General features: G+C 70.6%; 11 protein-coding genes and 2 tRNA genes. 4 read left to right on the plus strand and 9 right to left on the minus strand.

The window, feature by feature from the left end; translation table 11 throughout:
• Nucleotides 1-8: 8 nt before the first annotated feature.
• Genes ACUYTF_RS05025 through ACUYTF_RS05040 form a run of 4 tightly spaced genes read right to left on the minus strand, consistent with a single transcriptional unit; the run spans nucleotide 9 to nucleotide 4,120 of the window.
• Nucleotides 9-1,034, minus strand: a complete 1,026-nt coding sequence (locus ACUYTF_RS05025) for an alpha/beta hydrolase (protein WP_449279383.1) — start codon at nucleotides 1,032-1,034, stop codon at nucleotides 9-11.
• A 55-nt stretch (nucleotides 1,035-1,089) separates the two neighbouring features.
• A complete protein-coding gene (locus tag ACUYTF_RS05030) occupies nucleotides 1,090-2,037 on the minus strand; it encodes a hypothetical protein (RefSeq protein WP_434144457.1) in 948 nt (315 codons plus the stop codon).
• Entirely contained in the window at nucleotides 2,034-2,753 is a 720-nt protein-coding gene (locus tag ACUYTF_RS05035; RefSeq protein ID WP_434144455.1) for a response regulator, read from the minus strand. Before ACUYTF_RS05035 ends, ACUYTF_RS05030 begins: the two co-directional genes overlap by 4 nt.
• On the minus strand, nucleotides 2,741-4,120 hold the full coding sequence (locus tag ACUYTF_RS05040) for a histidine kinase (protein ID WP_434144454.1): 1,380 nt from the start codon (nucleotides 4,118-4,120) through the stop codon (nucleotides 2,741-2,743). Before ACUYTF_RS05040 ends, ACUYTF_RS05035 begins: the two co-directional genes overlap by 13 nt.
• A gap of 388 nt (nucleotides 4,121-4,508) precedes the next feature.
• Here ACUYTF_RS05040 and ACUYTF_RS05045 point away from each other — a divergent pair, with 388 nt between their 5' ends.
• Nucleotides 4,509-6,311: a 2-isopropylmalate synthase gene (locus tag ACUYTF_RS05045; protein ID WP_449279384.1), complete on the plus strand. Its 1,803-nt coding sequence runs from the start codon at nucleotides 4,509-4,511 to the stop codon at nucleotides 6,309-6,311.
• Between the two features lie 198 nt (nucleotides 6,312-6,509).
• Here ACUYTF_RS05045 and ACUYTF_RS05050 read toward each other — a convergent pair.
• The 4 genes from ACUYTF_RS05050 to ACUYTF_RS05065 all read right to left on the minus strand — a co-directional run bounded on the left by ACUYTF_RS05050 (nucleotide 6,510) and on the right by ACUYTF_RS05065 (nucleotide 8,220).
• A tRNA-Ala gene (locus tag ACUYTF_RS05050) sits at nucleotides 6,510-6,582 on the minus strand.
• A 99-nt stretch (nucleotides 6,583-6,681) separates the two neighbouring features.
• A complete protein-coding gene (gene ribA, locus ACUYTF_RS05055) occupies nucleotides 6,682-7,488 on the minus strand; it encodes a GTP cyclohydrolase II (RefSeq protein WP_449279385.1) in 807 nt (268 codons plus the stop codon).
• A 58-nt stretch (nucleotides 7,489-7,546) separates the two neighbouring features.
• Nucleotides 7,547-7,906, minus strand: a complete 360-nt coding sequence (locus tag ACUYTF_RS05060; RefSeq protein WP_449279386.1) for a cupin domain-containing protein — start codon at nucleotides 7,904-7,906, stop codon at nucleotides 7,547-7,549.
• A gap of 2 nt (nucleotides 7,907-7,908) precedes the next feature.
• A complete protein-coding gene (locus ACUYTF_RS05065; RefSeq protein ID WP_434144446.1) occupies nucleotides 7,909-8,220 on the minus strand; it encodes a DUF2249 domain-containing protein in 312 nt (103 codons plus the stop codon).
• A 54-nt stretch (nucleotides 8,221-8,274) separates the two neighbouring features.
• On the opposite strand from ACUYTF_RS05065, the gene ACUYTF_RS05070 reads away from it, so the two are divergent.
• The 3 genes from ACUYTF_RS05070 to ACUYTF_RS05080 are packed head-to-tail and all read left to right on the plus strand — an operon-like array spanning nucleotide 8,275 to nucleotide 12,826.
• Nucleotides 8,275-8,985, plus strand: a complete 711-nt coding sequence (locus tag ACUYTF_RS05070; RefSeq protein ID WP_449279387.1) for a helix-turn-helix transcriptional regulator — start codon at nucleotides 8,275-8,277, stop codon at nucleotides 8,983-8,985.
• A complete protein-coding gene (locus ACUYTF_RS05075; RefSeq protein ID WP_449279388.1) occupies nucleotides 8,982-10,217 on the plus strand; it encodes a hypothetical protein in 1,236 nt (411 codons plus the stop codon). Before ACUYTF_RS05070 ends, ACUYTF_RS05075 begins: the two co-directional genes overlap by 4 nt.
• Nucleotides 10,214-12,826 carry a multicopper oxidase domain-containing protein gene (locus ACUYTF_RS05080; RefSeq protein WP_449279389.1) on the plus strand — a complete coding sequence of 871 codons (2,613 nt, stop codon included), beginning with the start codon at nucleotides 10,214-10,216 and terminating at the stop codon, nucleotides 12,824-12,826. The genes ACUYTF_RS05075 and ACUYTF_RS05080 overlap by 4 nt, the downstream gene beginning before the upstream one ends.
• Before the next feature lie 232 nt (nucleotides 12,827-13,058).
• Here ACUYTF_RS05080 and ACUYTF_RS05085 read toward each other — a convergent pair.
• Nucleotides 13,059-13,132: transfer RNA gene (locus ACUYTF_RS05085), tRNA-Ile, on the minus strand.
• Nucleotides 13,133-13,181 lie beyond the last annotated feature (49 nt).

Below are 13,181 nucleotides of genomic sequence, written 5' to 3' on the forward strand. Positions count from 1 at the left end.
GTACGAGCCTAGCGCGTGTGCACCGCCGCCCAGCCGGTCAGCCACCGGTCGAGGCGCCGATACGCCTCGGCCCGCGCGTCGGGCGCCGAGAGGAAGACGTCGTGCAGCGCGCCGTCGATCCGTTCGACCGCGAGCGACGGCCCGAGCCGCAGCGCCGCCCGCGCGACTTCCGCGACATCGAGCACGGTGTCCGCGCGCGTCAGTTCGTCGCTCCAGCGCAACGGTATCGCGGAGCGTTCGGAGAGCAGGGTCAGAATCGGCGCGTCGATGCCGAGGCCCTCGTCGACACGCGCCTGACCGGCGAGGATGGCGCGCATCCATCCGCTGAACACGGGGTGCGCCCGCTCGGGCCGCCATGCGCCGTTGAGGCCGGCGAGGTCATCGTGCGGGCCGACCTCGTGCTGCGCGCGGGAGTAGAAGCCGTAGTCGAGCTGCGGGCCGGCTTCCCGCGGGTTCAGCCGCGCACTGAGGTTGATGATGGGCACGAGCAGCTGGCGCGCCGCCCCGGTGAGCTGCAGCGCCAGCCAGGGGCTGTTGAGCAGCAGGGCAGAGGCGCGGCCGGGGTGCGCGGCCGCCCACAGGCTCAGCACGAGACCCCCGGTCGAGTGCCCGAACAGTACGAGCCGGCGGGGCTGCGCCGTCGCGGCCCCGCCTCCATCGCCCTCGTCCATCACGGCGAGCGCGAGTTCGATCTCCGCCCCGTACTCGTCGAGATCGTCGATGTAGCCCGCCGTCTGGCCCTCGCGCAGACTGCGCCCGTACTTGCGCAGGTCGAGGGCGTAGAACCGGGCGCCGCGATCGGTCCAGAACCGCGCGAGGTCGCGCTGGAAGAAGTAGTCGGACCAGCCGTGCACGTACAGCACGTCCACGTCTTCGAACGCGCGGTGGCGGCGCAGCACCCGGTCGGAGAACGAGCGCGGTGCGGGGAGCGAGTGCACGAGCGTCGCGACGAGGGGTCCCTCCGCGTCCTCGCCCAGGTCGAGGTCGGCGCACTCGAAGCCGTCGCCGAGAATATCTGCACGCCAGACGGTCATGCCTCCCAGTGTATGAGGCGCGGCGGCCGGGCGGGGTGCTCCCGCCCGGCGCGCACTACCGCGCCCGCAGCACGACTTCGCCGAGGTCGGCGTTCACACGCACGAGGCTCTGGGCGTCGTCGCCCGTGGTGAGCCCGTTGTCGACCGAACCGATCTTGCCGGTCGTCTCCACCCGGTACGTGCCGTCGGGGAGCGTCACGGTCGCACTGCCGAGTCGCAGATCCACCTCGACGCCCTTCGGGGGTTCGCCGGTGAGGTTCACCTCGGCCTCGCCGGTGGTGAGGTCGATCGAGGCCGTCGTGACGTCTGCGAGGTCGACGGTCGCCTTGCCCGTGCCGAAGTCGAGGGCGAGCTTCGATGCGCTGCCCGCGAGCGCGATCTCACCGGCGTCGGCTTCGACTTCGAGCGCGCGGAAGTCGCCGTCGAGGCGCAGCATGCCGCGGTCGAACGAGATATCGGCAGCGAGTGCGCCGGCGGCGGCGCTCGGCAGCGTGAGCGTCGCGGTCGTGCCGCAGTCGAGCAGGCAGGCGTTCTCGGGCGAGGCATCGCCTTCGGGGCCGGTGACGACGAGGGAGTCGCCCTCGCGCACGAGCGACCAGTCGGTGGCGTACTGCCCGCTGACCTCGAGCACGGCGTCGGTCGGGGCCCCGCCGCCCGAACCATCGGCGCCGGGTGCGGCGAACGCGATGGTGAGGCTCGCCAGCGAGGCGTCGACCTCGAGGTCGGTCGCCCCGGTCGCATCCTCCCGGAACGAGTTCGCGGCCGCGCCGGCGTCGCCGATGCCCGCCGTGCCGCTGCCCGAGCCGATGATGCCGGGGAGCACGTCGATGCCCCAGGCGACCTGGCGCTCGGCGACGGCGGCGGCCGCGGCCGAGGCGCCGGCGGTCAGCAGCGCGAGGCCGCCGACGATCGAGGTCGCGATGAGAATGGCCCGCGTCGCGGTGCTGCCCGATGCGGGCTGCGGGGCGGGTCTCGGAGTCGGAGTCGTCTGCGGAGTGGTCATGGTCGTGCTCCCGTCTGGGGTCCGTTCTGGGCGGGCTGCTGCCCGGGGCGGTCGTTCGGCGCGATGGAGCCGGTGCTCTCGATGTGCGCGATCGCGGCGAGCACGCGGCGGTTGCCGCTGCCATCGGGCTCGAGGCCGAGCTTCTGGAAGATGGCGGTGATGTGCTTCTCGACGCTCGCTTCGGAGAGGAAGAGGAGCCCGGCGATCGCCTGGTTCGATCGGCCTTCGGCGAGCGCGGCGAGCACCGTGCGCTCGCGATCGGTGAGGTCGCGCAGGCGGTCATCGCGGCCGCGGCGGGCGAGCAGCTGGGCGACGACCTCCGAGTCGAGCACGGTCGCGCCGTCCGCGATGCGGCTCACGGATTCCATGAACTCTCCCACGTCGGCGACGCGATCCTTCAGCAGATAGCCGAAGGCGCCGCCCTGGGCCGTGATGAGTTCGCTCGCGTAGCGCTCCTCGACGTACTGCGAGAGCACGAGCACCGCGAGGCCCGGGCGGGTGCGGCGCAGTTCGAGCGCGGCGCGGATGCCCTCGTCGGTGTAGCTCGGCGGCAGGCGCACATCGAGGATGCAGAGCTCGGGGTCGGTCGCGGAGACGCGCTGCATGAGCTCGCTCGCGTCGGGGAGGGTGGCGACGACCTCGTGGCCGCCGTGCTCGAGCAGGCGCACGAGCCCCTCGCGCAGCAGTACGGAGTCCTCGCAGATCAGGATGCGCATGGCACGCTCACCTCCAGCGCGGTCGGGCCGCCCTGCGGGCTGTCGAGACGGGTGGTGCCGCCGGCTGCGAGCACGCGGTTCATGACGCCGTCGATGCCGCCGCCCGGCACCGCGTGGGCGCCGCCGATGCCGTTGTCCTCGATACGGGCCCAGAGTACGCCTTCGTCGCGGGTGCGCACGACGACGCGGCACTCGCTGGCACGGGAATGCTTCGCGGCGTTCGTGAGCGACTCGGCGATGCTGAAGTAGACGGCGGCCTCGGCGTCGCGGCTGCAGCGGGACTGCAGGCGCACGTCGAGCAGGACGGGGATGTGCGAGCGGGCGGCGAGCGCCGACAGCGCCGCATCGAGGCCGCGGTCGTCGAGCACGGAGGCGTAGATGCCCCGTGCGAGCTGCCGCAGCTCGGTGATGGCGGCCTTCGTCGACGTGTGCGCCTCGGCCACGAGGGCCTTCGCCGCCTCGGGGTCGGTGTCGATCTTCTGCTGGGCGAGGCCCAGGGTCATGCCGACCGAGACGAGCCTCGGCTGCACGCCGTCGTGGAGGTCGCGTTCGATGCGGGTGCGTTCGAGGTCGGCGGCGCGCACGGCGCCCTCGCGCTGCTCGCTCGTGGTGCGCACCTGCGCGGCGAGCTCCTCCTCCTTCGCCCCCGAGCCGATGATGGCGAGGGAGACGATGCGGTGCAGCAGGGCGAGGCCCACGATGCCGGCGGCGGAGAAGAGACCGCCGACGATACCGGGCTGCCACCACACGTCGAACTCGGTGAAGAGGGCGAACAGCGAGTGCACGAACCACTGCGCGAGCCCGAGCACGGCGGCGCCGAAGGCGCTCGCCACGACGAAGTTCGCGATCGCGCGCCACATGCCGCCGTCGATCGACTGCCGGCAGATCGCGCCGAGCCAGCCCTTGAAACCCGGGGCGCGCAGCTGCTGCAGGCGCAGCGCCGGAACGCGCAACTCGTAGAGGCCGGCGATACGGCGGTTCTCGAACCAGGCGATGCCGAAGAGCGCGTACACGAGTGCGACGAGCACGACGAGGCCGAGGCCGAGCAGGAAGAGCATCCCGATGCCCGCGCCGAGCACGCCGAACAGCATTCCGATCGTCGCGAACCCGACGAGACCGTAGGCGGCGAGCTGGAGGATGGTGAGGAGGATGCGGAGCGGAGGGCGCGCCTCGCGCGCGTTCGGTGCCGCAGCCTTCTGCGCCGGCGCCGCACTCTGCCCGGTCGACGCCTGCGCCTCTTCGGGCGACGGTGCGACCTGCGGGTCCGATGCGGTGGTCGGAGCCTGCGCCTGCTCGGGGATCCCTGGCGGCGGTGCCGTATGCGCGACCCCGGTGGGTGCGGCCGCGCCGTCTACTGTGCTGATCATGCTTCTACGCTATGCGCTCGCCCGTAGGCGCGGCAGCGAGACAGCCCGAGAGTGCGCTTCTGGGTTTCCCTACTCCCGGGCCTCGGCGACCTGCGCGGCCCGGCTGGCTCAGGGGTCGGTCGGGCGGGCACTCCGCCGAGCGGATCCGCTCGAGCAGCATCTCGGCCTTCTGCTCCGCGAGCGGCATGCGCTCGGCCGGTGCCATGCGATCTCCACAGCTTCTCTACTTGTCTGAGGAGTTGTGCTACAGTTGCGACATGTTCCCGATCGCACTCCTTCTTCTTCGCCGCCACGGCGGGGCCTAGTCTGACCGGCTCCCCGTCGTGGAGCCGAATCCTGCCGGTCGCTCACCCCGAAGCGCACTGCGCTCAGAAGAAGGAGCCCCATCATGACGACCGCGTTCCCCCGCATCTCCACCCCGGCAGGCCCGATCCCTGCCGACGCCCCGACATGGAACCGCCAACGGCACTCCCAGATGCCCTCGCATCGCTACACCGATGTGTTCTCGCGAGTGGACGTGCCCCGGCCCGAACCTGCGCGGGGCTGGCCCGACCGCCGGCTCTCCGCCGCACCGCTGTGGGTGCCCGTCGATCTGCGCGACGGCAACCAGGCGCTCGCCGAACCGATGGACCCGGCGCGCAAGCACCGCTTCTTCGAATTGATGGTCACGATGGGATACAAGGAGATCGAAGTCGGCTACCCCTCGGCCTCCCAGGCGGACTACGACTTCGTGCGCCTCATCGCCGAAGGCGGCATCGCACCCGACGACGTCACGATCGTCGTGTTCACCCCGGCCCGGCGCGACCTCATCGAGCGCACCGTCGATTCCATCCGGGGCATCGAGAACGAGGTCGTGATCCACATGTACACGGCCACGGCCCCCATCTGGCGCGATGCGGTGCTCGACAGGGATCGCGCATCGCTGAAGGAGCTCATCCTCGACGGCGGCCGCGACGTGCTGCGCTGCGCGGGCGATCTGCCGAACGTGCGCTTCCAGTTCTCGCCGGAGGTGTTCAATCTCACCGAACCCGACTACGCCCTCGAGATCTGCGATGCCATGACCGAGCTGTGGCAGGCCTGCCCCGAGCGCCCCGTGATTCTCAACCTGCCGGCGACCGTCGAAGTCGCCACGCCGAACGTCTACGCCGACCAGATCGAGGTCATGCATCGGAACCTCGCGCGACGAGACGGCGTGATCCTGTCGGTGCACCCGCACAACGACCGCGGTACGGGCATCGCCTGCGCCGAGCTCGCCGTGCTCGCCGGCGCGCAGCGGGTCGAGGGCTGCATCTTCGGCAATGGGGAGCGCACCGGCAACGTCGACATCGCCACCCTCGCGCTGAACCTGCACGCCCAGGGCATCGATCCGATGATCGACTTCTCCGACATCGACGAGATCCGCCGCACCGTCGAATACTGCAACCGCATCGAGGTCCACCCCCGCCACCCCTACGTCGGCGACCTGGTGCATACCGCGTTCAGCGGAACACACCAGGACGCGATCAAGAAGGGCTTCGCCGAGCACCGCGACCGGGCCGCCGCCTCGGGCATCGCCGATAGCGTGGCCGAGTGGCGCGTGCCCTACCTGCCGCTCGACCCCGCCGACATCGGGCGCAGCTACGATGCCGTGATCCGAGTGAACTCCCAATCCGGCAAGGGCGGCATCGCCTACCTGCTGGAAACCGAGTACGGCATCGAACTGCCCCGCCGCATACAGATCGATCTCGCCCGCCGCGTCCAGGCGCACACCGACACCACCGGCGCCGAGGTCGCCGCCGCCGAGCTGTGGAGCATTTTCGAACACGCCTATCTGCACCCGGCGGGCGACTCCCGGGTGCGGCTCGTCGGATACGATTCCGGCGAGCACGAGGGCGCCATCCGCACCCGGATCGAGCTGAGCGTCGACGAGGTTCGGAGCACGACCGAGCACGAGGGGGTCGGCCCGGTCGAGGCGCTCACCCGGGCCCTGGCCGCGCACGGCATCGAGATGGAAGTGCTCGGCCTGCACCAGACCAGCATGGGCGCGGGTAGCAGCAGCCGGGCGCTGACCCTCATCGAGTACCGGCACCGGGATTCCACCCGGTGGAGCGCCGGACGAGCCGACTCCGTGCTCGCCGCCAGCATGAACGCCGTCATCACCGCCGCTGCCGGCGCGATGACCACCGCCTCCATCCCGGGTCCGGAGCACTGATTCCCCCGCTGTCGGCAGCAGCCCTCAGATCCATGGACCCGTCACCGCGCTGCGCATCGCCGACGGGCGGTGACATCGGAGCCATGCGCGCGCCTCTGACCGGCCGAAGCGCACGAGAGGGACGATCGAGACCACGAGAACATCAAACGGGAGCCTCCCTCATCAGTAGATGTGGGAGGCTCCCGTACGAGATTGCGGTGGATCCTGCGAGAATCGAACTCGCGACCTCCTGCTTGCAAAGCAGGCGCTCTACCAATTGAGCTAAGGACCCGAACTGCCGTTGCGGGCTGTTCAGCAGGCGCTTGCGGCGCCGACTGAACAACTATAACCGGCCGATTTCAGCAACACAAATCGCGAACGCGCGGGCGTTTCACAGCCCGTCGTGCGACCCGGTACCGGCAGGGATCAGGTGCCCCATGCGGGTGCGCTTCGTCTCGAGATAGCCGGCGTTGTGGGCGCCGACGCCCACCACGAGCGGCTCGCGGCCGACGACCTCGATGCCGTGCTCATCGAGCTGCGTCATCTTCTCAGGGTTGTTGGTGAGGAGCGTCACGCGCGAAATGCCGAGATCGGCGAGGATCTCGGCGGCGGCCGTGTAGTCGCGCGCATCGGCGGGGAACCCCAGCTGCAGATTCGCATCGAGGGTGTCGACTCCGGTCTCCTGCAGCGCGTAGGTGCGCATCTTGTTGGCGAGGCCGATGCCGCGCCCCTCCTGCCCGCGCAGGTAGACGACCACTCCCCCGCGTTCGTGCACCGTGGCGAGCGAGGCCTGCAGCTGCGGCCCGCACTCGCACTTCAGCGAGCCGAGCGCTTCGCCCGTGATGCATTCCGAGTGCACTCGCACGAGCGGTGCGGCGACCGCCGACGCGGCGATCGCCTCGAGCGTGCCGGGGCCGACGAGGGCGAGGTGGTCGACCCCCGCTTCGATATCGGCGTAGGCGTAGGTCTGGAAATCGCCGTGCACGGTGGGCAGCAGGGTGGTCGCGAGTCGAGCGACCGGAGTGCGGGGCCCCGGGGCCCCGGCCGGGTCGGCGTCGGGTGCGGGCGTCAACGTGGCCACGTGGTCGGTGATCATGTCGCGGTCTTTCGTCGGAGTGGAGACGGTGCGCCGCGATCCCTGGAGATCTGGGAGCGCGGGCCGGGGCCCGCGCGCGCGCCATCGTTTCAGTGCCTCCATTACAACACCTTCTCCGGCTGCCGTATGCCACACCGGCGCACCGAACCCGGCATGATCGCTACTCCGGGAAGCAGAGCGTCAACAGCACGTGCGCGTCGGTCACGGCCTCGACCTCGTGCACCACCGATGGTTTCACGTGCAACATCGCCCCGGCGGGCATCGCGATCTCTTCGCCCGAGACGCGGAACTGCACCTCGCCGTCGAGCACCTGCACGATGAGGGGAGCATTCGTCGAATGCTCGCGCATCACCTGCCCCGCGGCGAAGGACAACCGGATGACTCTCGCGCCCTCGCCCTGGAAGATCCGTTTGATCTGGAAGCGATCGGACGACACGGGCGCCGCCTGCAGCAGCGCGTCGCGATCGGCGGCGATGAGCGTACGGCCCGCGCTCACCGGCTCCGCGCTCGCGTGCGCCACGCTCAGGCCCCGGCTCGACGGATCAGGATGCGCCAGCGCTCGGGACCCTCGTCGAGGTAGCTCGCGCTGAAGGCGTCTCGGTGGCGCTCCTTCAGCTGGGCGAGCAGCGGCACCGGATCGTGCGTCGCCGAGATGACCATGCCGAAGCCGGGGCGCAGCGACTCGAGCGCACCGAAGATGGCCGCGTGACGCACGGCGTGCGGGATCGTCTGGACATCGAGCTCGGGGAGCTCTTCGTCTTGCCCGCCGCACGCGCAGCCCGTCCGGGTGCCCTGCGCTTCGGCGCGTGTGCGATGAATCTCGATGCCGGCCATGCGTCTCCTTGCTTCGGTTACCTCACGCTCCCCCATTTTATTACACTGAATACCGTGGAAAAAGACGTGCACCCTCCCATCGCGCCGAGCGGGGGCTCGACGCCGAACAGCATGCCGCCGCCCGGCCGCGCGCATCGCTCGAACCCGCGAGAGCGCGTCTTCCAAGCGCTCGAACTCCACGACGCCGCCACCATCGGAGACGTCGCCGCCGCGACCGGCCTGCACGAGAACACGGTGCGCGAGCATCTCGCGCGGCTGCACGAAGAGGGGCGCGTGCGCTCCCGCCCCGCCCCCGCCGCCGGCCGCGGTCGACCCGCCCTGCTGTGGTCGGTCGTCGACCTCGCAACGTCGAGTGCGACGGCGGGCCTCGCCGCCGCGCTCGCCGACTCCCTCGCCCGCACCGAGAACGCCCGCGAGCTCGCCTTCGCCGCAGGGCTCGACTGGGGTGCGCGCGTTGCGGCAGGCGCCCCCGATGACGGCTCGGTTCATGCAGGGAGTACGATCGTGCTCGATGCGATGCGCGCGCAGGGCTTCGACCCGGTTCTCGTCGAGACCGCCCGCGAGGCCGCATCCGACTGCACGACCGTGGAGCTGCGCAGCTGCCCGATCCGCGCCGCAGCGGCTGCCCACCCCGACATCGTGTGCGCGGTGCACGCGGGGCTCGTCGAAGGGCTCGCCCGATCCCGCCGCGGTGCGTTCACCGCCGAGCTCACCCCGTTCGCCGGGCCCGAACGGTGCCTGCTGCGCATCAGGCCGGTGTCATGAGCGCGCCCGGCATCCCTCGGACCGGCGAGCCCCTGACGGTCGCGCGCCGTCGCGCGCCGGGCCCGCGCCTCCTCTGGCTGCTGCCCGCGGGCTTCGCACTCCTGTCGGGCCTCGGAGCGGGCCTGATGCTGCTCGGTGTCGCCCCGGCCTTCGGCTTCGAGCGTCTCGAGGTCGTGCACGGCATGCTGCTCGTGCTCGGCTTCGTCGCCACGCTCGTCTCGCTCGAACGGGCCACCGCGCTGGACCGCTGGTACGGTTTCGCGGCGCCCGCCCTGCTCGCGTCGGGCGCCGTGCTGCTCGTCGTCGCACCGGTTCCGCTCGCCGTCGGCAAGTCGCTGCTCGTCGCAGGCATGGCGGCCTTCACGGCCCTCGGCATCCCCCTGTGGCGACGGCAGTTCGACCATCCGCTGCTGACTCAGATCCTCGCCACCGGTCTCGGGCTCGTGGCCGCCGTGCTCTGGCTGGGCGGGGCGCCCCTCGTCGTCGCCCTGCCGTGGCTCATCGGGTTCCTCGTGCTCACCATCGCCGCCGAGCGCGTCGAACTCGCCCGCATCACCATGGGCCCCACCGCCGGCGCCCGCCTGCTCGCGCATGCCGTGCTCATCGTCGGGGCACTGCTGCTCGGCTTCGCCTTCCCGAACGCCGGCACGATCGTGCTCGGGCTGGCGCTCATCTCGCTGACCGTCTGGCTCGTCGTGCACGACATCGCGCGGCGCACCATCCGCGGCACGGGGGTCACCCGCTTCATGGCCGCCTGCATCCTCTGCGGCTACGTCTGGCTCTTCCTCGCCGCACTGCTGCTGCTCCTCGGGCAGCCTCTCGATCAACCGGTGTACGACGCGGTCGTGCACGCGGTGTTCCTCGGCTACACGTTCTCGATGATCATGGCGCACGCGACCACCATCCTTCCGGCCGTGCTGCGCATCGCGCTCCCCTACCGTCCGGTGCTCTGGGTGCCCGTAGCGATCCTGCAGATCGCGCTCGTGATCCGCATCTGGTTCGGCGACGGTCTCGGCAATCTCGTCTCCTGGCGCATCGGCGGAGTGCTCGGAGTGGTCGCGATCCTGCTGTTCGCCCTCACCGCGGTCTCGAGCGCGATCGCAGGCCCGCCGCGCACGCAGCGCCCGGCACCCCGCATCCGCGAACTCTCGTCGCAGCCGAACGGCCCCCTGTTGAAGCGCCCCGCTCGGCCTCCGCAGACCGCCCATCACATCGATAGGAGCGCCGAATGACGCTCAGCACGCGACCCCCGCAGGGCGCCGCGTCGCCGACGCGCGGCTTCCGGTTCATGCGCGACATCCCGACCGCGCTCTGGCTCATCGCCGCTGTCGTATCGACCGTCCTCCACCGCGTGCTGCCGGCCCCCCGGTGGCTCATGATCCATCTGCTGCTGCTCGGCGCGATCACGCACGCCATTCTCGTCTGGAGCGAGTATTTCTCGTTCGCGCTGCTGCGCAGCCGCGCCTCACGGTCCGACCGCAGGCGGCAGAACATCCGCCTGATCCTCGCGAACCTCGGCGCAATCGCCGTGTTCATCGGAGTACCGTCGGGCTTCTGGCCTTCGACGGTCGCGGGCGCCGCGGCCCTCATCGCGGCGGTCGGCTGGCACAGCGCGGCTCTCGTTCGTCGGTCGCGCCGCAGCCTGCCCGGAAAGTTCGGCCGTACTGTCCGCTACTACATCGCGGCCTCCGCCTTCCTCGTGGTCGGGGCCGCGCTCGGCGCCCTCATCGCGACCGGACACGGCGCCGCGCGCCTCGGCCTGGCGCATGCGCTCATCAACCTGCTCGGCTGGGTGGGGCTCACCGTCGCCGGCACCCTCGTGACGCTGTGGCCCACCATCCTGCGCACGCGGGCCGACGATCAGGCGGCATCGGGCGCCGCGAGCGCGCTCCCCGCGCTCTGCATCGGCGCGGCGGCCGCCGCACTCGGGGCCGTGCTCGGCGTCCCGGCGCTCACCGCCGCGGGCCTCGTGGCATATCTCATCGGTCTCGTCGTGATCGGCTTCTCGGGGTTCCGTGCGGCCCGCCAGTCGCCGCCGACCTCGTTCGCTGCCCTCTCCATCGCGGCGGCGTTCGCGTGGTGGGCGGTCGTCATCGCGTTCATCGCCGGCGGCAGCGTCGTCGGTCAGCTCAGGGGCGCCGACGCCGCCGAGACAGCCGGGCTCATCGGCGGCGCCGTCCCCTACCTCGCGGCGGGCTTCGCCGCCCAGGTACTGCCCGGAGCGCTGAGCTACCTGATCCCTGTGGTGCTGGGCGGCGGCCCGACCCCGGTGCGCATCGGCACCGCGGCGTTCGAGCGCTGGGGCGTGCTGCGGGTCACCGTCGCCAATGCGGCGCTCATCGTCTGCGCGATGCCGGTGACCAGCCTGGTGCGCGTCGTCGCATCGGTGCTCTACCTCATCGCGATGGCCTCGTTCCTCGTCATCCTGTTCACTTCGATGCGGGCGCAGTCGCGTGCGAAGCGCGGAGGTCGGCAGCGAAAGCCCGAGCCCCCCGCCGCACATCGCGGCGGGCAGCTCGTCGCCGGGCTGCTCACGGTCGTGCTCGCGGTCGCGATCACGGTATCCGCCGACCCGTCGAGCACAGGATGGCGCGTCGCGCAGAGCGGACCGGACGACGCGCCCGTGACGACCGTGCAGGTGGAGGCCGCGAACATGCGCTTCACGCCGAACGAGATCGCAGTACCCGCCGGCAATCGGCTCGTCATCGAGCTGACCAATACCGACCCCGAGCTCACCCACGACCTGGTGTTCGAGAACGGCGTCGTCGGTTCGCGTCTCGCGCCCGGCGAGTCCGAGACCATCGACGTCGGGGTCATCACCGAGAACCTCGACGGCTGGTGCTCGATCGTCGGCCACCGGCAGATGGGAATGACGCTCGCGGTGACCGTGGCCGGCAGCGAGGCATCGTCGGCCCCGAGCATGCACGGCGACCTGCAATCGTCTCCGAGCTCGGGTGACGCCATCGATCTCATGGGCGAACCGGGCGACCGGTTCACGCCCTACGACCCCGTGCTGCCGCCGCTGCCGGCCTCTGACGGGCCGATCACCCACCGCGAGCATCTCGTCGTGCAGGACACCGAGGTGGAGATCGCTCCGGGCGTCACGCAGACGCTGTGGACGTACAACCAGACCGCGCCGGGACCGGTGCTGCACGGGCGCATCGGCGACCGCTTCGAGATCACCCTCACGAACGACGGCAGCATCGGGCATTCGATCGACTTCCACGCCGGCGCCCTCGCACCGGATCAGCCGATGCGCACGATCGCACCGGGCGAGACGCTGACCTTCGCCTTCACCGCGACGCGTGCGGGCATCTGGATGTACCACTGCTCGACCATGCCGATGACGGCGCACATCGCCAACGGCATGTACGGGACGGTCATCATCGAACCCGACGGGCTGCCCGAGGTCGATCGCAGCTACGTGCTGACGCAGGGCGAGTACTATCTCGGCGATCACGACGGCGGGGATGTCGAGCCCGAGAAGATCGCGCGGCGCGCGCCCGACCTCGTCACCTTCAACGGCTACGCGAACCAGTACGATCACCGCCCGCTCGGAGCCGCCGTCGGCGAGCGGGTGCGCGTGTGGGTGCTCGACGCCGGTATCGAACGGGCATCCAGCTTCCACGTGATCGGCGGTCAGTTCGACACCGTCTGGTCGGAAGGGCGATACCTGATCGACCGCTCCCCCGACACCGGCTCGCAGGCGCTCGCCCTCGCGCCCGCGCAGGGCGGATTCGTCGAACTCGTCTTCCCCGAGGCGGGCGACTACCCGTTCGTGTCGCACTACATGATCGATGCCGAGATGGGCGCCCGCGGGACGTTCGCGGTCACACCCTGAATTACATCGATGTAATTTATCCACAGGTGGGTATAGATCTGTGGAAACGGGGTGCGCGGACTCACTGCGCGCCCCGCCCAGGGTGTCCGCGCATCGCGGCGCACCCGGGGCGAACTGCTGCGGAGAACGCGAGTCGCGTCGGCGGTCGGACCTCGCGCGGGGAAGCCTCGGGGCCGGAATGCAGAAACCCGGTTCCCTCCGCATGCTGCTGCGGGAGGAACCGGGTTATCGGTGGGGCTACCAGGACTTGAACCTGGGACCTCTTCATTATCAGTGAAGCGCTCTAACCGCCTGAGCTATAGCCCCTTGACCAAGAAACGACTTTACCCGATGTGCGGCGAAAATCGAAATCGAC

Source organism: Leucobacter sp. GX0328 (assembly GCF_053567315.1).

Coding starts and splice junctions, on each gene's coding strand:
- ACUYTF_RS05065 (WP_434144446.1), bottom strand. CDS start 8,220: ATGGCCGGCATCGAGATTCATCGCACACGCGCCGAAGCGCAGGGCACC.
- ribA (WP_449279385.1), bottom strand. CDS start 7,488: ATGGAGGCACTGAAACGATGGCGCGCGCGCGGGCCCCGGCCCGCGCTC.
- ACUYTF_RS05025 (WP_449279383.1), bottom strand. CDS start 1,034: ATGACCGTCTGGCGTGCAGATATTCTCGGCGACGGCTTCGAGTGCGCC.
- ACUYTF_RS05030 (WP_434144457.1), bottom strand. CDS start 2,037: ATGACCACTCCGCAGACGACTCCGACTCCGAGACCCGCCCCGCAGCCC.
- ACUYTF_RS05040 (WP_434144454.1), bottom strand. CDS start 4,120: ATGATCAGCACAGTAGACGGCGCGGCCGCACCCACCGGGGTCGCGCAT.
- ACUYTF_RS05080 (WP_449279389.1), top strand. CDS start 10,214: ATGACGCTCAGCACGCGACCCCCGCAGGGCGCCGCGTCGCCGACGCGC.
- ACUYTF_RS05045 (WP_449279384.1), top strand. CDS start 4,509: ATGACGACCGCGTTCCCCCGCATCTCCACCCCGGCAGGCCCGATCCCT.
- ACUYTF_RS05075 (WP_449279388.1), top strand. CDS start 8,982: ATGAGCGCGCCCGGCATCCCTCGGACCGGCGAGCCCCTGACGGTCGCG.
- ACUYTF_RS05035 (WP_434144455.1), bottom strand. CDS start 2,753: ATGCGCATCCTGATCTGCGAGGACTCCGTACTGCTGCGCGAGGGGCTC.